Annotated in this window: 19 protein-coding genes and 1 tRNA gene; 13 read left to right on the top strand and 7 right to left on the bottom strand. The window is 62.6% G+C overall.

Features of this window, described 5'->3' with window-relative positions:
* Positions 1-20: 20 nt before the first annotated feature.
* The 5 genes from PATSB16_RS03545 to PATSB16_RS03525 all read left to right on the top strand — a co-directional run bounded on the left by PATSB16_RS03545 (position 21) and on the right by PATSB16_RS03525 (position 4,298).
* A complete protein-coding gene (locus tag PATSB16_RS03545) occupies positions 21-1,718 on the top strand; it encodes an FAD-dependent oxidoreductase (RefSeq protein WP_047212665.1) in 1,698 nt (565 codons plus the stop codon).
* A 3-nt stretch (positions 1,719-1,721) separates the two neighbouring features.
* On the top strand, positions 1,722-1,931 hold the full coding sequence (locus PATSB16_RS03540) for a DUF2783 domain-containing protein (RefSeq protein ID WP_047212664.1): 210 nt from the start codon (positions 1,722-1,724) through the stop codon (positions 1,929-1,931).
* A gap of 89 nt (positions 1,932-2,020) precedes the next feature.
* Positions 2,021-3,181 (top strand): ABC transporter substrate-binding protein, encoded by a 1,161-nt coding sequence (locus PATSB16_RS03535; RefSeq protein ID WP_047212663.1) that lies wholly within the window; start codon positions 2,021-2,023, stop codon positions 3,179-3,181.
* A 21-nt stretch (positions 3,182-3,202) separates the two neighbouring features.
* Positions 3,203-4,081 (top strand): NAD(P)-dependent oxidoreductase, encoded by an 879-nt coding sequence (locus PATSB16_RS03530; protein WP_047212662.1) that lies wholly within the window; start codon positions 3,203-3,205, stop codon positions 4,079-4,081.
* 132 nt (positions 4,082-4,213) lie between these two features.
* Positions 4,214-4,298: transfer RNA gene (locus PATSB16_RS03525), tRNA-Leu, on the top strand.
* Between the two features lie 220 nt (positions 4,299-4,518).
* Here PATSB16_RS03525 and PATSB16_RS03520 read toward each other — a convergent pair.
* A complete protein-coding gene (locus PATSB16_RS03520) occupies positions 4,519-5,763 on the bottom strand; it encodes a D-alanyl-D-alanine carboxypeptidase family protein (RefSeq protein ID WP_052892557.1) in 1,245 nt (414 codons plus the stop codon).
* A gap of 403 nt (positions 5,764-6,166) precedes the next feature.
* On the opposite strand from PATSB16_RS03520, the gene PATSB16_RS03515 reads away from it, so the two are divergent.
* The 5 genes from PATSB16_RS03515 to PATSB16_RS03495 all read left to right on the top strand — a co-directional run bounded on the left by PATSB16_RS03515 (position 6,167) and on the right by PATSB16_RS03495 (position 9,005).
* Complete coding sequence (locus tag PATSB16_RS03515) at positions 6,167-6,448, top strand: DUF2249 domain-containing protein (protein WP_047212661.1); 282 nt, start codon at positions 6,167-6,169, stop codon at positions 6,446-6,448.
* A gap of 74 nt (positions 6,449-6,522) precedes the next feature.
* Positions 6,523-7,878 carry a hypothetical protein gene (locus tag PATSB16_RS03510; RefSeq protein WP_047212660.1) on the top strand — a complete coding sequence of 452 codons (1,356 nt, stop codon included), beginning with the start codon at positions 6,523-6,525 and terminating at the stop codon, positions 7,876-7,878.
* Between the two features lie 13 nt (positions 7,879-7,891).
* Positions 7,892-8,443, top strand: a complete 552-nt coding sequence (locus PATSB16_RS03505) for a DUF2249 domain-containing protein (protein ID WP_047212659.1) — start codon at positions 7,892-7,894, stop codon at positions 8,441-8,443.
* Positions 8,440-8,778: a metal-sulfur cluster assembly factor gene (locus PATSB16_RS03500; protein ID WP_047212658.1), complete on the top strand. Its 339-nt coding sequence runs from the start codon at positions 8,440-8,442 to the stop codon at positions 8,776-8,778. The genes PATSB16_RS03505 and PATSB16_RS03500 overlap by 4 nt, the downstream gene beginning before the upstream one ends.
* Positions 8,775-9,005 (top strand): hypothetical protein, encoded by a 231-nt coding sequence (locus tag PATSB16_RS03495; protein ID WP_047212657.1) that lies wholly within the window; start codon positions 8,775-8,777, stop codon positions 9,003-9,005. The genes PATSB16_RS03500 and PATSB16_RS03495 overlap by 4 nt, the downstream gene beginning before the upstream one ends.
* A gap of 43 nt (positions 9,006-9,048) precedes the next feature.
* On the opposite strand, the gene PATSB16_RS03490 is transcribed toward PATSB16_RS03495, so the two are convergent.
* Positions 9,049-9,543 carry an RrF2 family transcriptional regulator gene (locus PATSB16_RS03490; protein WP_047212656.1) on the bottom strand — a complete coding sequence of 165 codons (495 nt, stop codon included), beginning with the start codon at positions 9,541-9,543 and terminating at the stop codon, positions 9,049-9,051.
* A 435-nt stretch (positions 9,544-9,978) separates the two neighbouring features.
* Here PATSB16_RS03490 and PATSB16_RS20780 point away from each other — a divergent pair, with 435 nt between their 5' ends.
* Positions 9,979-10,134 (top strand): hypothetical protein, encoded by a 156-nt coding sequence (locus PATSB16_RS20780; protein WP_156884587.1) that lies wholly within the window; start codon positions 9,979-9,981, stop codon positions 10,132-10,134.
* 13 nt (positions 10,135-10,147) lie between these two features.
* On the top strand, positions 10,148-12,487 hold the full coding sequence (locus tag PATSB16_RS03485) for a nitric-oxide reductase large subunit (RefSeq protein ID WP_083566652.1): 2,340 nt from the start codon (positions 10,148-10,150) through the stop codon (positions 12,485-12,487).
* A 190-nt stretch (positions 12,488-12,677) separates the two neighbouring features.
* Here PATSB16_RS03485 and PATSB16_RS03480 read toward each other — a convergent pair whose 3' ends face one another.
* The 5 genes from PATSB16_RS03480 to PATSB16_RS03455 form a co-directional block, all read right to left on the bottom strand.
* A complete protein-coding gene (locus PATSB16_RS03480; protein ID WP_047212655.1) occupies positions 12,678-13,181 on the bottom strand; it encodes an SRPBCC family protein in 504 nt (167 codons plus the stop codon).
* The gene (locus PATSB16_RS03475) at positions 13,171-13,515 is read right to left on the bottom strand and encodes an ArsR/SmtB family transcription factor (protein WP_047212654.1); all 345 of its coding nucleotides are present in this window, start codon (positions 13,513-13,515) and stop codon (positions 13,171-13,173) included. The genes PATSB16_RS03480 and PATSB16_RS03475 overlap by 11 nt, the downstream gene beginning before the upstream one ends.
* 172 nt (positions 13,516-13,687) lie before the next feature.
* A complete protein-coding gene (locus PATSB16_RS03470; protein ID WP_156884585.1) occupies positions 13,688-14,569 on the bottom strand; it encodes an FmdE family protein in 882 nt (293 codons plus the stop codon).
* Between the two features lie 70 nt (positions 14,570-14,639).
* The gene (locus PATSB16_RS03465) at positions 14,640-14,954 is read right to left on the bottom strand and encodes a hypothetical protein (protein ID WP_156884583.1); all 315 of its coding nucleotides are present in this window, start codon (positions 14,952-14,954) and stop codon (positions 14,640-14,642) included.
* 335 nt (positions 14,955-15,289) lie between these two features.
* A complete protein-coding gene (locus PATSB16_RS03455; RefSeq protein ID WP_047212651.1) occupies positions 15,290-16,075 on the bottom strand; it encodes a helix-turn-helix transcriptional regulator in 786 nt (261 codons plus the stop codon).
* A gap of 19 nt (positions 16,076-16,094) precedes the next feature.
* Between PATSB16_RS03455 and PATSB16_RS03450 the strand changes: the two genes are divergently transcribed.
* Positions 16,095-17,141: a threonine dehydratase gene (locus PATSB16_RS03450; protein WP_237170289.1), complete on the top strand. Its 1,047-nt coding sequence runs from the start codon at positions 16,095-16,097 to the stop codon at positions 17,139-17,141.
* The last annotated feature ends 355 nt before the right edge of the window (positions 17,142-17,496 follow it).

Here is a 17,496-nt window from a genome sequence, read left to right as displayed (position 1 = left end):
AATGCAGGAGACGCCATACCGTGTTGAGCACCTACACGTACCCCCGCTTTGCTTATCGCACCCCGCCCGAGCTGCAGAACGCGCCTGCGCATCGGTATCCGGTGGTGGTGATCGGCGCCGGACCGATCGGTCTGGCCGCCGCCATCGACCTTGCCCAGCAAGGTGTGCCCGTGGTCGTGGTCGATGACGACGAGACCGTCAGCGTCGGTTCGCGCGGCCTGTGCTACGCCAAGCGCACGCTGGAAATTCTCGACCGCCTGGGGTGCGGCGAGCCGGTGGTGCAAAAAGGCGTCAGCTGGCACGTCGGCCGCGTGTTTTTCGGCAGCAGCGAGGTCTATAACTTCGAGCTGCTGCCCGAGCCGCACTATAAGCGCCCGGCCATGGTGAATCTCCAGCAATACTATCTGGAGCAATATCTGGTCGAGCACGCGCAGCAACTGCCCAACCTCGATTTGCGCTGGAAGAGCAAGGTCACCGGTATCGAAAGCCGGGATGACCGGGCGACACTGCAGATCGAAACCGCCGAAGGCAGCTATGCGCTGGAGGCCGATTGGGTGATTGCCTGCGACGGGGCGCGCAGCCCGGTGCGCCGGATGCTGGGCCTGGATATCGAAGGCAAGGTCTTCAAGGATCGCTTCCTGATCGCCGACGTGGTGATGAACGCCGATTTTCCGGCCGAGCGCTGGTTCTGGTTCACCCCGCCGTTCCACAGCGGCCAGTCGGTGCTGCTGCACCGCGAAGCCGACAATGTCTGGCGGATCGACTTCCAGCTCGGCTGGGACGCCGATCCCGAGGAAGAGAAAAAGCCCGAAAACGTCGTCCCGCGCATTCGCGCAATGCTTGGTCCCGACGTGCCGTTCGAGCTGGAATGGGTCAGTGTTTACACGTTCCAGTGCCGCCGCATGCCGAATTTCCGTCATCGCCGCGTGCTGTTCGCCGGCGACTCGGCCCACCAGGTCTCGCCGTTCGGTGCCCGCGGCGCCAACTCCGGCATCCAGGATGCCGACAATCTGGCCTGGAAGCTCAAGCTGGTGCTCGACGGCCGTGCCCCCGAGCAATTGCTCGACTCGTATTGCCATGAGCGCGGTGCGGCCGCCGATGAAAACCTGCGGCACTCGACCCGCTCGACCGACTTCATTACACCAAAGAGCGCGGTCAGCCGGCTGTTTCGCGACGCCACGCTGCTGCTGGCCAGGAGCGCGCCGTTTGCGCGCAGCCTGGTCAATAGCGGCCGGCTCTCGGTGGCCACGCTGCTGCACGACTCCCCGCTCAACACACCCGACGCCGGCGCGTCGCCGCGCCCGCCATTCCCTCCTCGCATGGCGCCTGGCGCGCCGCTCGACGATGCGCCGGTGACCGACGCCGACGGCCACCCGGGCTGGCTGATCGACCACACGGGCAATCGCTTCGTCGGCCTCTACTACGCCGGCGATGCGCCGCTGGATGCGGCCGTGACGCAGGCGCTGGCCGCATTGGCCGGGCCCGGGGCCGATCCGGTGCCGGTCGAGGTGCTGGTCATCGGCCAGCAAGCACCGGCCGGCAAGCCGCCGCTGGCCACCCTGAGCGACGTGCAGGGTGTCTTCGCGCAGCGCTACGACGCGCGCCCCGGCACCTTCTATCTGGTACGCCCCGATCAGCACGTTTGCGCCCGCTGGCGCCAATTCGATGCGACGCAGGTGCGCCAGGCGCTGCGCCGCGCGCTCTGCCTGGAGGCTTAAGCGATGCCGCTCAATCTGGAAAAAAATTTCGAACAGCCCGACGACTTCTACCAAACGCTGATCGATGCGCACCGCGACCTGTCCGACGCGCAGAGCCAGTCGATGAACGCTCAACTGGTGCTCCTGCTCGCCAACCATATCGGCGACATGGCAGTCATCGAGCAGGCCCTCGCGCTGGCACGAGCCAACGCGCTCAACCTCGATGCCCAATGAGGCGGGATAAACCCGGCAGACGCTGAATTAGCGGGAGAGGTGAGGTATCCTTGCGGAGTTCCGGCTCACAAAAACAAGGAAACCCCCCGATGAAAAAGACCTGCCGCACCCTCCTGCCCGTATTGGCCTGCGCACTGTTCGGCGCGGCCGGCGCCGCGCGCGCCGACATCACCGTCGGCATCGATCTTTCCAGCACCGGCCCGGCTGCGGCCATCGGCATTGCCAGCAAGAACGCCATCGCGCTGTGGCCCAAGGAGATCGGCGGGCAAAAGGCGCACTACATCATTCTCGATGACGGCACCGACCCGGGCACGGCGGTCAAGAATATCCGCAAGCTGCTCAGCGAGGACAAGGTGGACGTGGTGGTCGGACCCAACATCACCCCCAGCGCGCTGGCGGTGACCGACGACGTGGCCCGGGCCCAAACACCGATGATCACGCTGGTGGGCTCCTCCGTGGTGGTCGATCCGCAGAACGCGAAGAAGCGCTGGGTCTTCAAGATGGCCGCCAACGATTCGGCAATGGCCGACGTGATGACGCGCTATATGTCGAACCATGGCATCAAAACGGTCGGCTTCATCGGTTTTGCCGACGCCTATGGCCAAAGCTGGTGGCAGTCGTTTTCCCGCTTTGCCGAGCTGCGCAAAATTCGTATCGTCGGCCGTGAGAGCTACAACCGTACCGACACCACCGTGCTTGGCCAGGTGCTCAAGCTGATCGCCGACAAGCCCGACGCGGTACTGGTGGCGGCCTCCGGCACGCCGGCCGTGCTGCCGCAGCGCACCCTGATCGAGCGCGGCTATCGCGGCGCGATTTACCAGACCCACGGCATCGCCACCTATGCGTTCATCCGTGTCGGCGGCAAGGACGTCGAGGGTACGCTGTTCCCGACCCAGCCGGCGGTCGTCGCCAAAACCCTGCCGCACGACCATCCGGCGCGGCCTGCGGCGCTGGCTTTCACCAAGCTGTATGAGGCGAAATACGGCCCGAACACGGTCACCCAGTTCGCAGCCGACGCCTACGGCGTATGGGATCTGCTCAACAACGCGGTCCCCCGCGCGCTCAAGCACGGCCAACCCGGCACCGAGGCGTTCCGCAGCGGCTTGCGCGACGCGCTGGAGAACATCCATAACCTGCCGATCCCGAACGGCATCGTCAACACCAGCGTCAGCGACCACGTCGGCCTGGATCAGCGGGCTGGCGTGATGGGTGAGATCAAGCACGGGCGGTTCGTCTACATCAGCAACTAGCGTCGAGGCGCGGCTCCACTCATGACTTACACGATTGCATTTATCGGGCTGGGCGCCATGGGTGGCGCGATGGTCCGCCACTTGATGGCCGCCGGGCATACCCTGCATTTGTATGCCCGCCGTCCCGAGGCCGCCGCGCCGTTCGTCGAGGCCGGGGCCCAGCTTTTCCATTCGCCCGCGGAGGCCGCGCGCAGCGCGCAGTTCGTCTTCACCAATGTCACCCGCACGAGTGACGTCGAGGCGGTCCTGCTCGGCGAGCAAGGCGTCATCCATGGTGCCCAGCCGGGCACCATCTGCATCGACCACAGCACCATCGCCGCCGACGCCACACGCCGCATCGCCGCGCGCCTGGCCGAGCACGGTATCGAGATGCTGGACGCGCCGGTCTCGGGCGGCTCCAATCGGGCCGCCGATGCCAGCCTGTCGATCATGGTCGGCGGCAAGGCCGAGATCCTCGCGCGGGCCAAGCCGCTGCTGGAAAAACTCGGCACCAGCATCACCCACATTGGCGGCGCCGGCGCCGGTCAGGTCGCCAAGGCGTGCAACCAGATCGTGCAGGTGGTCAATATCGAGGGCATTGCCGAGGCCATGCTATACGCTCAGAGCAACGGCGCCGACCCCGACAAGGTGCTCGCCGCGCTCTCCACCGGCCTGGCCGGCAGCCGCATGCTGGAGACGATGGGCCCCAAAATGGCTCACCGCGAGTTTGCCGCCGGCATCGAAGCCCGGCTGCACGACAAAGACTTCGAGATGATCGTCGAGGCCGCGCGGGCGCAGGGCCTGAAGCTGCCTGCCACCGAACTGGTCAAGCGCCAGCTGACCGACCTGGTCGAACAGGGCTGGGGCCACGACGACACGTCGTCGCTATTGCGGGTGGTCGAACGGCAGCAAAATAATTAAAATCCGGCGCGCCGAAGCGCTTGAAGGGCCGGCTGTTTTACGTCATAATCTCGCCTTCGCCCGGCGCGCTTTTTCTGGCGCGCCCATTGTCAGCAACGGGGTTGCCGTCTCTCCCGAACGCTTCGACGACCTGCCCAGGTGGTGAAATTGGTAGACGCAGGGGACTCAAAATCCCCCGCCGCAAGGCGTGCCGGTTCGATTCCGGCCCTGGGCACCAAAATCTTCTGCTTCTCTTCCCGCTTGACCTGATACGCGTTCGTCATCGGCCCCAGCCGAAGGCTCGATATCGCATAGGCGCGCACGGCCGCACCGCTGCCGCCCACGACCGGCGCACTTGCTCCGATAGCGCCATCGCATGCCGCGACAAGGGGGCTGCAAAAAAAACGCCGCCGTGACGACAGACGTCACGGCGGCGCGATCTGACAGAGTGCCAGGGCTTACTTGGCGAACATCATGCGCAGGCTGTCCCACGTGCGGCCGACGAAACCGGCCTGCGGCACGGCCGCCAGCGCGTGCAGCGGATAGCTGCCGATCTGCTTGCCGCTCACGTCCACCTGCAAGGTGCCGATGGTCTGGCCCGCCTGAATCGGCGCCACCAGCGCCTTGGGCGGCACCACCTTGGTTTGCAGATTCTTGGCGCTGCCGCGCGGCACCGTAATCACGATGGGGCGGCTCTCGCCGAGGCCGACCGTCGATGCGGTGCCCTTCCACACCCGCACATTGGCCATTGGCTTGTTGGCCTGGGCAAGCACGACGTCTTCTGAATTCTGGTAGGCCCAGGTCAGCAGCGCCTGGCTGTCCGCCACGCGGGCATGCTCGCTGGGCGTGCCGATCACGACCGACAGGATGCGCCGCGGCCCGCTGGGCGTATTGCGCTGCGCCGAGGTAATCATGCAATACCCGGCCTCCTGCGTATAGCCGGTTTTCATGCCGTCGACGGTGGGATCGGTGAACAGCAGGCTCACGCGGTTAGGCTGGGTGATCTTGTTGTAGGTGAATTTTTTCACCTTGAAGTAGCGCGCGTAGTCGCCGGGGAAGTCGTCGATGATGTGCGAGGCGATGATCGACAGGTCATACGCGGTAGTGTGGTGATTCGGGTCGGGCAGACCGGTCGGGTCCACGAAGTTGGTCCCCTTGAGGTGCCATTGCTGCGCCTGCTGGTTCATCATGCCGACGAAGGTGCTGATCGAACCACCCACCGCATAGGCCAGCGTCATCGCGGCGTCGTTGCCCGATTGCACGATCATGCCCATCAGCAGATCGTCGATGGACACCGGGACCTTCGGGTCGACGAACATGCGGGAGCCGCCGGTATGGTAGGCCTCCAGCGGCTCGCTGACCATCTGGTCGCGCTTGATCGTGCCGTCCTTGAGCGCCTTGAAAGTGATGTAGGCGGTCATCAGCTTGGTCAGCGAAGCGGGCGCGATCTGCTCGTGCGCGTTGGACTCGGCCAGCGTCTGGCCGCTGGTCAAATCCGTCACCAGCCAGGAGCGTGCGTCGAGCTGCGGCGGCGGCACGGCCTGCAGCAGGGCGGCCTGCAACGGCGTGGTTGGCACGGCCGCGACCGCGGACGCCGCAGGCGTGGACTTCGGGGTAATGGGCGCCGCGGTAGCGGCAAATGCCGGCGTGGCGAAGATTAGCAAACCAGCGGAGCAAGCCGCGGCAATTCTGGGGAAGGACATTCGGCAACTCGAAGACATGGGGGATAAAAGCGCAAACCCCGCAATCGTAGCATCTCGGCCGCGGCGCAGGGAGTCCAAAATTTGCCGATTAGAACACGCGTCCGCCGCTTGGTTCGGCCTCATCGCAAAAATTTAACATCCAGTATCGCCGGCAACCGGCCGCGACAATCCTCTCCCCCATCCGATACCCGCTCGCGCGCCAGACCGGCCGAGCGGGCGATCGGCCGGCCACCATTAAATATGCATTGACAATGCATATTTAATGGCATAAATTTCAATCGCCGACACTGCCGGGTGCTGCCCCGGCATGCAACACGTGCCGTCTCACAACCCAGGCATCCGGCCATCGAAACCCATTCGATCGCTGCGCAGTCATGCCTATGCCACTAGCAAGGAATCCGACATGTCCAGCACTACCGAGAATCCCGCCAACACCATCGACGTACGCACGCTGGTTCCGGCGCAGCGTCACGCCAAAATCTTCCAGCTCGTCGACGAATTAAAGGCCGGCGCATCCTTCGTTCTCGTGAACGACCACGATCCGAAGCCGCTGTATTACCAGCTCGAGGCGGAACATCCCAAGCAGTTCTCCTGGACGTACCTGGAGCGCGGCCCCGCCGTCTGGCGCGTGGAGATCGGCAAGCCGGCGCAGGCTCGGCAGGACGGCGCCGCAAAATCCTGCTGACCGGCGCCCACGGCAGCTCAGCCGGGACACCAACCCGGTTGGCTTGAACAAAGCCTTGCGCAAGGAAAGTCAAAATGCCTAGCGTTACCCTCTCGCGTTGGACGGTCGCTTACTTCGTCGTGGCGCTGAGCGCCTTCATGTTGGCGCAATTACTGATGGCGCTGGGCTGGGGCTTTCCCGGTGCGCCCTTGGCCGCGCCGGCCACGCTGGCCCTGGTGCACATCATCGCGCTGGGCTGGCTCAGCCTGGTCATGTGCGGCGCCTTGTTCCAGTTCGTCCCGGTCATCACCGCGCATCGCCTGCACAGCAATTCGTTGCCGCTGCCCACCCTGATCTGCCTGGTCGCCGGCATCATGTCGCTGGTGTTTGGCTTTCTGCAGATGATGAACGCCGTGCCGCAAAGTCTGCCAGGCTTCGCCACCGCCGCTGCGCTGCTCGGCACCGGGTTCGGCCTGGTGCTGTGGAACCTCGGACGCACGCTGTGGGCGGCCCGCCCGTTGCCGTTGCCCGCCAAATTCATCGTTGCGGGATTGGCATGCCTGCTGGCGGTGGCAGCCTTGGGCATCACGTTTGCCCTGACCCTTGCCGGCATCTTCTCGTCTGCGTTTTCGCTTCGACTGCTGTCCTCGGGCCTGGCCATCCATGTCGTCGCGGGATTGGGCGGCTGGCTCACGTTCACCGCCATGGGCGTGAGTTACCGCTTGCTCGGCATGTTCATGCTGGCGCCCGAGCAAGACCGCGCCAGCACGCGCAGGGTGCTGGCGCTGGGCTCCGGCGCCTTGGCGGTAGCGATTCTGGGCGGTGTCGCGGCGATCGCGCTTGGCGCGGGCATCGGCGTTGTCCTGTTGCTCGCCGCCGCGCTCACGCTGGCCGCGCTGGTCTATTACGGCCGGGATATGCACCACCTGTACCGCACCAGAAAGCGCCGGGTGATCGAACTGAACAGCAAAATGGCCGCCCTCGCCCTGCTGTCGCTGCTGGCGGCCATCGTCTGGCTGGGTCTGGCGCTGACGACAGGCCAACTGCCGCGCCAGGCGCCTGGCATCGCCTACCTGACTGCGTTCGGCTGGCTATCGGGATTGGCGCTGGCCAAGCTCTACAAAATCGTGCCGTTCATGACCTGGCTCGAGTGCTACGGCCCGGTCCTGGGCAAAACTCCCACACCGCGGGTTCAGGACCTGGTGGTCGAACGCAAGGCCATCAAGTGGTTCGCACTCTACTTCGCGGCAGTCTGGCTTGGCGCGGCGGCGCTGATCATCGGGCTCACCCCCATGTTTCGCCTCTCGGCGCTGTTGATGCTGGTCGCGACAGCGGGCATCTCGATGCACCTGCTGCGCGCCCGAAATCTTCTCGACGTGGCGCCCGCGCGACGGCTGCCAGATGGTGCACGCAAGCCGGGCATGCTGCATTCCTTTTCTCACGATCATTGAGTGGAGATCGACGATGCATACGATCAACTTTATGGAACTCGACGTGCGGCCCATTTTGCGGGCCGGCGGCGAGCCCTTCGAAAAAATCATGGAGGCCGTGACGGCTCTCGCTCCCGGACAGGGGCTGCGGCTATGGGCGACATTCAAGCCGATTCCGCTTTTTCATGTGCTCGGCTCCCGGGGTTATTCCCACGCCGAAAAAGAGCTCGGCAACGGCGATTGGGAGGTCGAGTTCAGCCCCGGCGCATCGTCACCGCAAGTCGCGCCGGAGCCCGCGTCGACAGTGACCGGGGCGCCGACAACCGACAGCGCACTGTGGCCGGAACCCCTTCAGGAAATGGACGCTCGCGATTGGGAGCCGCCCGAGCCCATGATCAACATTCTGGCAGTGCTCGAACTGATGAACGAGGGCGAAGTGCTGGCCGCCCTGCTCAATCGAGAGCCGCTCTTTCTGTTGCCGGAATTATCCAAACGGGGGCATGAGTGGCATGGCGCGTTCGAGGCCGACAACACCGCGTATCGGCTGGTCGTGCGCGTGGGCGCGGCCTCGGGAGCATCAGCATGAACCTGCCCGAGAATATCGACAGGCTGATCGATCAGGTCAGACAGGCGCTGCGCACCGTCATCGATCCCGAGCTGGGTTACAACATCGTCGATCTGGGATTGATCTATGACGTGCGCATCGAAGACGGCAATCAGGCTCGCATCGCCATGACCACCACGACGCGCGGCTGCCCTGCAACGCAATATCTGGTGGAAGGCGCCTATCGCAGCGCCGGCACGGTGCCGGGCGTGGCCGATGTCGAGGTCGATCTCACTTACGATCCGCCGTGGCAGCCGGCCATGGCGAGCCTGGCCGCCAAAAGGCATCTGGGTATCGCCGCGGGAGCCGATCAATGAGCGGGCAAGACGCGCGAGCGCCCGTCCAGGCTTCGCCCGGCGAGTGCGCCGAGGCCCTGTGCACGCTGCTGCTGCAGAGTCTCGCGGCACTTGCCGCGGCCGACCAGGTTGACACGGCGTGCCGAATCGCCGGGCAGGCCCATGCCGTGCTCAGACGCGACGATGGGCGTCAGGCACAACGCTTCAACAGCCTGTTGCACCGCTTGACGCCACGCCTGGACTGGTAGCCCGGCCGGATGTGTCATTGCCTCGTCTGGCGCCGAGCCGGCGTCAATTGTCCCCGGCACGCGCGGGCCGTGACGGCTTTTGCGGGCGCACGATGCGCACCGGCACGCCGGTATCGAGCACCTTGATCAACGACTCGCGCTTGACGACCAGATCGGCCAGCGAGAAGCGGTCGAGATATTCAAAATAGGCCTTGAGCGCACCACTGAGGATGCCGCGCAATCCGCACGAGGCCGTGATCGCGCATTGATTGCTTTCGATGTCGAAACATTCGACAACCCGGAAATCCGGCTCCATCGCGCGGATAACGTCGCCAATGCGGATTTTCTCGGGCGCCCGGGCCAGCTGCATGCCTCCCGAACGCCCCCTGACGGTGGTGAGAAAACCAGCCCGGCTCAACGCAACGACCACCTTGACGAGGTGATTGCGTTGAATCTCGAAGCCCTGCGCGATCTCCTGCACGGTCACCAGTTCGTTTGGGCGTAACGCGGCGTAAATCAACACGCGCAAGCCATAGTCGGTAAAGTCAGTCAGCTTCATAAAATCCGCCAGTTCGAGTCAGGCAAAGCCATGCCGATGCATGGCGCTTCTCGCCTTCGACATTTCGTCGCCATGCGGCGCAAGACGGCGCACTGCCCGCTTGCCGAATGCGCCGGTTATTTATGCATTATATATACACAAATAATTCGTTCACGATTATTTCCATTACGATGCCCGTCGCCTCGGCTCCCCCATTTAAAGGCGCATTCACTCAGCCATATTGAAATATTCAAGCGACCATGCTGCGGCAAATTGCCGCACATTTTAATATGCATTGACAATGCATATTTAGTGGCATAAATTTCAATCGCCGACACCGCCGGAGCGCTGCCTCCGACATGCATTGTGTGCCGCCCCCCCCATTTTCAGGCATCCGAAAATCCGGCCCTACCGCCAGAACGCAGCCATGCCTAAGCACTATGCAAGGAATCCGACATGTCCAGTACGTCAAAACCATTCATCGACGTCAGCGAGATGCGCGCACCGCTTCTCGCCTGGCGTCATTTCAATGTCTTCCAACGTGACCTGGATGCAAATTCGGGCACGCGTGCCGTTCTGTTGAACGAGCACGACCTGCAACCACTTTTTTGACAGGAGAGCATCGATGGAAACGGTCACGCTCTCCAACCGCCGCACTGGCGCGCAAGATCGCGTCAGCCGCGTGCTTATCTGGATTCTCTTGATTGTTACGGCGCTCTGCTGGCTGGGTATGATTTTCGCAACACGCACCACTTACCAGCAGGCGGCACCGCTTCCGCAACAAATGACGACCCAGGATGGCGCAGTCGTGCTGACTCGCGAGGATATCGTCGACGGCAAGGCGGGATTCCAGAAGGCCGATCTGATGGACTACGGCAGCCTGTACGGCATGGGCTCCTACTTCGGCGAAGACTTCACCGCCGAGTACCTGGTTCAATTGGCCAAGGAAGTCCAAAACAATCTGGCGCTGGCGCAATATGGCAAGCCGTTCGCAGCGCTTGGCGCCGATCAGCAATCCGGCATCACGCAAACCATGCGCACGCAATTGCAAAGCGTCGACCTGAGCCAATCGCAGGTCGTGCTGCCGGATGCGCTCGCCAAGGCGATCGTCACGCTGCGTGGGCGCATCGGCACCTCGCTGCTGCGCGACGACTTCGTCAAGGGCTATACGGGAGCGCGCTCGCTCGACGCCGCCAGCGCCAGTCAGACCGCGGGCTTCCTGCTTTATTCGTCGCTGACCACGGTCGCGCGCCGGCCAGGCAAGAACTATTCGTGGACCACCAACTGGCCGGCCGAACCGCTGGTTGGCAATGCTCCGACCGCCGCCACCTTTGAATGGACCTGGGCGTCCTTCACGATGGTGTTCTTTGCCATCGGCGCCGCCTTGGTGATTTTCCGGATGTGGATCGAGCCGAAGGCGGCCGACGAAACCTTCGAGCCGACGCTGCAGGGCTTTGGCCAGGTCACCCCCAGCCAAAAGGCCTTGTGGAAGTATTTCCTGGTCGTCGCGGGTGTCCTGCTGGTGCAGATTCTCGCGGGCTCGATCATGGCGCACTATTACACCGATCGCACCAGCTTCTACGGTATCGACGTGGGCAAATGGCTGCCGTTCGCTTTCCTGCGCAGCGTACACCTGCAAGCGCCCATCGTCTGGATCGGCGTCAGCTGGATCGGCGCCGGACTGTTCCTCGCGCCGCTGATCGGCAAACGCGAACCGGCCGGACAGCGCACGCTGGTCAACCTGATTTTCTGGGTCCTGGTGGTGATCGTGGCCGGCGCACTGATCGGCGATTATCTCGGCATCGTCGGGGTTATCGACAAGAACTGGTTCTGGTTCGGTAACCAGGGGCTGTCCTACCTGGAGATCGGGCGCTTTTGGCAGATTCTGTTCTTCATAGGGTTGGCGGTCTGGTGCCTGGTCTTGCTGCGTGCCTTCTGGCCAACGCTCGCCTCGCTGTTCCGGCAAAGCGGCGGGTCCCTTTATGCGCTGTTCCGGATCGAGCACCTGCTTTGGTTCAGCACACTGAGCGTGACCGTGCTCTACGTATTCGGCATGATTCCGCTGGCCTCGCCGAATCCGTCGTTTTCGATCACCGACTTCTGGCGCTGGTGGGTCGTCCACCTGTGGGTGGAACTGGCCTTCGAATTGTTCACCGCATCGGTCACCGGCTACTTCCTGATGGCCCTGGGGTTGCTCTCGCGGCAAATGGTCGAGCGCGCCGTGCTGTTCGAGTGGATCCTGATCATGGTTGGCGGCGTGCTCGGCACCGGCCATCACATGTATTGGGCGGGCGAGCCCGGACTGTGGGTCGGCGTCGGCAGCATGTTCTCGTTCATCGAGGTGTTGCCGCTGTTCCTGCTGGTGCTGGAAGCCATCGAACAGCAACGGCATATCAAGGCGCAAGGCGACTTTCCGTACCGGCTCGCGTATCTCTACATTCTCGGCTCGGCGTTCTGGAACTTCGTTGGCGCCGGCGTGTTCGGCGGCGGCACCCTCAACGCGCCGCTGGTCAACTACTACGAGCACGGCACCTTCCTGACCCTGAACCACGCGCATACGTCGATGTTCGGCGCCTTCGGCCTGCTGGCGATCGGCCTGCTGTATATGGTGCTGCGCTATCTCAATGGCAATCGCCCGTGGAGCGATCGCTGCGGCATCTGGGCATTCTGGCTCTACAACATCGGCCTGGTGATGTGGATCGTCATGAATTTCTACCCGATCGGCTGGCCCCAGCTCGAGGCTGTCTATACCCACGGCTATGCTTATGCGCGCAGCCTGCAGTTCTACAACACGACGATCTTCTGGCAATGGATGCGCATGCCCGGCGATATCGTGTTTGCGCTCGGGGCACTGCTGATGGCGTGGGACTTCATCTCCAAGCTGCTTGGTCGCGGCCAGAAGGCGGCCGCTGCCGTGCCGGTTGCCACGGTCAAGACGGTCAAGTCGGTTGCCGATGGCACTTGATTCCAAGGAAACTCGAGGGTAGCCGGAATCGGTCGGATACGGCCCCAAGTGGATGGCGCCTGGCGAATCACATCGCCAGGCGCCATCGGTCATTCGAGCATTGAATTTTTCAGCCGACCATCGCGGGGCAGAACAATCAGAAAATTGCGAGCGGCCCGCGAGGGCTGGGCCGGCGCCACGCACGCACGATTCATTTGTCCAGCGTAAGCAGCAGTTCGTCGAGACGCTCGAGCGTGGAGGCCATCCCTTCCTCCATACCCATTTCGATCACCTTTTGCACGTCATCGGGCGACCGGTACTTCACCACCGTCGTGACCAGCGTATGCGCGTTTGCGTCGGTAAACGTCACTTCCCAGCGCGCCCTGGGCATCTCTGGGTTCACAATGCCGGACTCGTCGCAAAATCCGTCAAGCGCCGCATAGTCATCGATCGGACGGATCGCCTGATAGTCCAGCCGGCTCCAGAAAGCCTGCCCGTCGGGCATGATCATTGCGTAGTGCCAATAGCCGCCCTCCTTGAATTCCATATGCTTGGTCTTGGTAGTCAGGGGCTTTGGCGCGAACCATTGATCGAGCAATTCGCGCTTGGTGTGGCAATCCCACACCAGTTGGCGTTTTGCCGCGAACTCTCTTTTGACGGTGATGTGGCTCTTCTCTTTGTCGACGATAAAGTTGAACTGAAGCTCAGCTTTCATACCCTTCTCCCTGAAGTTTTTCTAAAAGGTTGTCCAAGTTGTCGTACCGCATGGCCCAGATCGCGCGTTGTTCTTCAAACCAGCGCTCGGCGGCCGCCAATTTCCTGCGCTCGAGTGTGCATGTCCGGATCCGGCCAATTTTCCTGGATTGGATAAGCCCGGTGCTTTCGAGCACACGCACGTGTTTCATGAACGACGGCAGCGCCATATCGAACGGCTCCGCCAGTTCACTCACGGTTGCCGGCCCCTTGCCGAGCCGTTGGATAACGGCGCGGCGCGTTGGGTCGGCAAGCGCATGGAAAACGACGTCCAACGCAATTTCATAGTTAGCCATATGGCTAACTATAAGCGCAGCAATTTCCTATTGCAACAAGTTTTTGCCGCGCGTCAGTGACGACGGGACGGCATCGACGTGCGTTCACTCCCATCGAGACGCAATGCAATGACGCGGCCCGCGGCAAGCGCGGGCCAAGACACGGGATGGAAAGCGTCGAACGGTCGTCGCGCTAGGGCCCCGAATCGATGGGCCGCTGGCGATAGGGGTAATTCTTGAGGCGGGTGTCGCTGCGCTCGATCGGATGGCCGACCGACTTGTTCGGATCTGCCCAATCGGCCCATTTGAAGTTCGGAATGATTTGGGCGCTATAGCTATCCGTGAGCGGGTGCTCGAGAATATCGTTGATGTGCACCCATTGCTGGTAACGCATCAGATCGACCTGGTAAGGGGTGGGCTTGCCGCCGGCGCTTTTGACCACGGCCTTGAGCGCTTCGACCTCCTTCATGGTGATTTTCGGATGCCATGTGATCTTTCCGGGCAGCATCACCGGCTCGCCCGGAATATTGTTGATGCCCTCCTTCCAGGTGGCGAGCACTGCAACCTGCGTATCCTCGCGGTACAGGATGATGGCGTGACTGTATCGCTTGTCGCGAAAGAACCCAAGGTTGCCGTACTGAACGCGCGCACCGGTCAGGAAGGCCACGCCATCGGACCAGCAAGGCGAATCGCCGGTAATGCCCGCCAGCACGCTACGGTCGATGATGCCGTCGGGAAACAGGATTTTGAACGCGACCCAGGCTGCATTGGCCACGTGCGTCGTGCCCTCGCAGTCGTGCCCATGGAAGCGAATCATGTCCTTGAGTGTCACCGGGTAGGTATAGGCCAAATAGCGGCCCTGTGTCCCCCGGGTCGCAAGCATTTCGAAAGTGGGCGCGTACGGCCTGGCGACCATCGGCGCGTACCAGGTGGGCGACCGATCGGGAGCCTCGACTCCTGTTTCAATAAAAATGTTGCGCCCCTGGACATAGGTCGGCCCTGCCGATTGCGCGGGCCCCGTTGCGATCGCGGCCAGCACACAGGCCAAGGCAATCCGAATGAACGTTGGTTTCATCAATCCCTCCGGACCGATATCGCGCGGCACTAGCGGCAATCCCCTGGCACCCCACGCTCGAGGCAGGAACCTACTTGTGCAATTGATCCTGATCCTTGGTCTGATCCTGATCTTTGGTCTGGTCTTGATCCTTGAGCTTGTCCTGATCCTTGAGCTTGTCCTGATCCTTGAGCAAGTCTTGATCCTTGAGTTGATCCCTGGTCTGATCGTGCAATTGCGTCTGGTCGCCCCGCCCCATCGCGCCGGCACTACCCGCTCCCATCCCACCGCCACCTGCGCCACCACCACCACCGCCACCGCCACCGCCGCCAGCGGCAAAGGCAGACGCCACGGCCACGGCGAACGCCGTCGCCAGGATTGATCTGAGCACCATCGATGTTTTCATCACGAACTCCTGAAAAATGATCCACGGGAACGGCACATCTGCTCGTTCCTCGTTCGAGCATCTAACGTCATATCGCTTGGAGCTATCTTGAGTGAGATCAAAGAATCGCCGCTATGCCCAGCCGTGCCAGGTGCAGGCTTCAGCATGGTGCAGAGCGCGGCCATCGCCACGGATCGGGTTTTCCTTTTGCACAGATTCGCGGAATATGGACGAGATGGATGCGGACACCGAGTGTGCATAGCACCCCAGGCAAGCGTTGGACAGCATGAAAAACACCGGCAAGAGTGGCTTCAACTGCGCCGTCCCCTGGCGCAAGAGCAACTCATTCAATCGGATTAGGGATGGGCTCTAAAGTGCGACGGGACGCAACCGAGACGCTGCCGGAACACGCTGGTCATGTGCGCATGGGATGAAAACCCCGCTGCCAACGCGATCTGCGCCAGGTCGAAAGAGGTGCCAATGAGCAGATCGCGCGCGCGGGCAATTCTCCGGTCAAGAACGTGCGCATAGGGTGACTTGCCCGTGGATGCCCGGAAGCAGCGCGAAAATGCGCCTTCGGACATCCCGAGCTGAGCCGCCATCATGCCGATGGTGACGTTCTCGTCGAGATGGGCCTCGATGAAATCATCGAGGCGCTTGAGCCGGTAGCCGGTCAGTCTTTTCGTCTGGCGATCCCTGGGCTTCGCGAAGGCCGCGCGAGCGTGATCGACCAAAGCGGCAGACCATTCCTCCAGCATCAGGGCGTCGCCCGGACTCGGTTTGAGCATATGCCCACGGATGCGCACAGCCAAGGCAGCGGCCTGGCAATCGACGTGATCGCTGAAAGGCGCCGTCTGTAGGTCGTCGAGCGCGCCACGCACCGTCAAATATTCTCCGCCACGCTCGGAGCTCGAATACACATCGCAACCGGTCGGGACGAACGCAAGTCCGTTGGGATACGCGCGGAACGGCACGACCCTGTCACTGGCGAAGGCATGCAAGCCCGACTGACTGTCGAAAGCGAATCCGACCACGGGCCCATCGGACGTGTAGCGGGCACAGTAGGGCTGCCGCGGCAGTAACGTCAATGTCCATCGACCGACACTTCGCAGCCTGACGGGTTCCGCTTTTTGCAGGGTCATTTTCGCTCGCTGTCCCGAGATGAAAGGTCAGAATCCTGAAAGGATCGCAATCACGATTGTGCCAGTATCTCCAAAACGATGGAGGACACCGATGAAGCTACCCGATCTCGCTGAACTGGACGCCGCGGCATCCCTGGTTTATCAGCAAATGCAGCCGACTCCCCAATATGTCTGGCCCCAGATTTCGCAACTTCTCGATGCGACCGTATGGTTGAAACACGAGAACCATACGCCCACCGGCGCGTTCAAGGTCCGCGGCGGCATCACATTCATCGACTGGCTGATGCGCAACCAGCCACAGTATCGCGCCATCGTCACGGCAACGCGCGGCAACCACGGGCAGAGTCAGGCACGCGCCGCGGCGTGTGCCGGCCTGCGCAGCACCATCGTGGTTCCTTATGGCAACTCCCACGAAAAGAACACCGCCATGCGCGCGTTCGGCGCCGACCTGGTGGAACACGGCGAAGATTTTGATGCAGCCCGCGCTGAAGCGGTGCGGATTGCGCAGGACCAGGGCGCGTTCCTGGTTCCGCCATTCCACCGGCAGGTGATGCTGGGAGTCGCGAGTTATGGCCTGGAGTTGTTCCAGGCAGCGCCAACGCTCGACACGGTCTATGTGCCGATCGGGTGCGGCTCCGGCATATGCGGGATGATCGCGGCGCGCGAAGCGTTGGGCCTTGGCACGGAAATCGTGGGGGTGGTCTCGACCGAAGCGCCGGCGGCAAAACTCTCCTTCGAGGCCGGGCGACTGATCGAGACCCAAACGGCCCGAACCTTTGCCGACGGCCTTGCCGTGCGGGTGCCGGTCGCCGAGGCGTTCGATATCTACGCACAGGGCGCCGCCCGCATGGTTGCAGTCAGCGATAGCGAGATCGCCGCGGCGATACGCCTTTTGTACCAAGGCACACACAACGTCGTGGAAGGGGCCGGCGCGGCCTCGCTGGCGGCCGCCATACAGGAGAAAACCCGCAACATCGGCAAGACAGTCGGGGTAATTCTCACGGGCGCGAATATCGATGCGCAGGCGTTTGCCAAGGTGCTTGATGGCGGGATACCCCGCCATTAGATGCGCCGAGATCCAATGAGCGAGCTCGTTGCTCACATATCGACGGCAGCCGGTGTGAAACGCGACGTCACCGACGCTGCAGATGCCGGTGCCGTTGGCGATCGGGCGGGCAGCAAGCTCTCCCCAAGGTGGTAGGGGATGGAGCCCCATCGGTATCCGGCGGCAGCGATTCCCGGCCGATTCCTGATGAAACAGTTCCTGTCGACGGTGCTCGGGGCACCGTATTCGCCGCGCTGCAAGCGGGCTTGTCCGGCAGGGCATCTGCGATGCAGATCAGCGTCTGTCGCAGGTAGATTTTCGATGCAAGGAACCCGTTTGACGGGCCAAGCTTCGGTACCAATCATCAGCTTGATTT

Source organism: Pandoraea thiooxydans (assembly GCF_001931675.1).
GTDB lineage: Bacteria > Pseudomonadota > Gammaproteobacteria > Burkholderiales > Burkholderiaceae > Pandoraea > Pandoraea thiooxydans.
This window is presented reverse-complemented; position numbering and strand designations above follow the sequence as displayed.

Coding starts and splice junctions, on each gene's coding strand:
- PATSB16_RS03540 (WP_047212664.1), top strand. CDS start 1,722: ATGCCGCTCAATCTGGAAAAAAATTTCGAACAGCCCGACGACTTCTAC.
- PATSB16_RS03535 (WP_047212663.1), top strand. CDS start 2,021: ATGAAAAAGACCTGCCGCACCCTCCTGCCCGTATTGGCCTGCGCACTG.
- PATSB16_RS03530 (WP_047212662.1), top strand. CDS start 3,203: ATGACTTACACGATTGCATTTATCGGGCTGGGCGCCATGGGTGGCGCG.
- PATSB16_RS03520 (WP_052892557.1), bottom strand. CDS start 5,763: ATGTCCTTCCCCAGAATTGCCGCGGCTTGCTCCGCTGGTTTGCTAATC.
- PATSB16_RS03515 (WP_047212661.1), top strand. CDS start 6,167: ATGTCCAGCACTACCGAGAATCCCGCCAACACCATCGACGTACGCACG.
- PATSB16_RS03510 (WP_047212660.1), top strand. CDS start 6,523: ATGCCTAGCGTTACCCTCTCGCGTTGGACGGTCGCTTACTTCGTCGTG.
- PATSB16_RS03505 (WP_047212659.1), top strand. CDS start 7,892: ATGCATACGATCAACTTTATGGAACTCGACGTGCGGCCCATTTTGCGG.
- PATSB16_RS03500 (WP_047212658.1), top strand. CDS start 8,440: ATGAACCTGCCCGAGAATATCGACAGGCTGATCGATCAGGTCAGACAG.
- PATSB16_RS03495 (WP_047212657.1), top strand. CDS start 8,775: ATGAGCGGGCAAGACGCGCGAGCGCCCGTCCAGGCTTCGCCCGGCGAG.
- PATSB16_RS03490 (WP_047212656.1), bottom strand. CDS start 9,543: ATGAAGCTGACTGACTTTACCGACTATGGCTTGCGCGTGTTGATTTAC.
- PATSB16_RS20780 (WP_156884587.1), top strand. CDS start 9,979: ATGTCCAGTACGTCAAAACCATTCATCGACGTCAGCGAGATGCGCGCA.
- PATSB16_RS03485 (WP_083566652.1), top strand. CDS start 10,148: ATGGAAACGGTCACGCTCTCCAACCGCCGCACTGGCGCGCAAGATCGC.
- PATSB16_RS03480 (WP_047212655.1), bottom strand. CDS start 13,181: ATGAAAGCTGAGCTTCAGTTCAACTTTATCGTCGACAAAGAGAAGAGC.
- PATSB16_RS03475 (WP_047212654.1), bottom strand. CDS start 13,515: ATGGCTAACTATGAAATTGCGTTGGACGTCGTTTTCCATGCGCTTGCC.
- PATSB16_RS03470 (WP_156884585.1), bottom strand. CDS start 14,569: ATGAAACCAACGTTCATTCGGATTGCCTTGGCCTGTGTGCTGGCCGCG.
- PATSB16_RS03465 (WP_156884583.1), bottom strand. CDS start 14,954: ATGAAAACATCGATGGTGCTCAGATCAATCCTGGCGACGGCGTTCGCC.
- PATSB16_RS03455 (WP_047212651.1), bottom strand. CDS start 16,075: ATGACCCTGCAAAAAGCGGAACCCGTCAGGCTGCGAAGTGTCGGTCGA.
- PATSB16_RS03450 (WP_237170289.1), top strand. CDS start 16,095: ATGAAAGGTCAGAATCCTGAAAGGATCGCAATCACGATTGTGCCAGTA.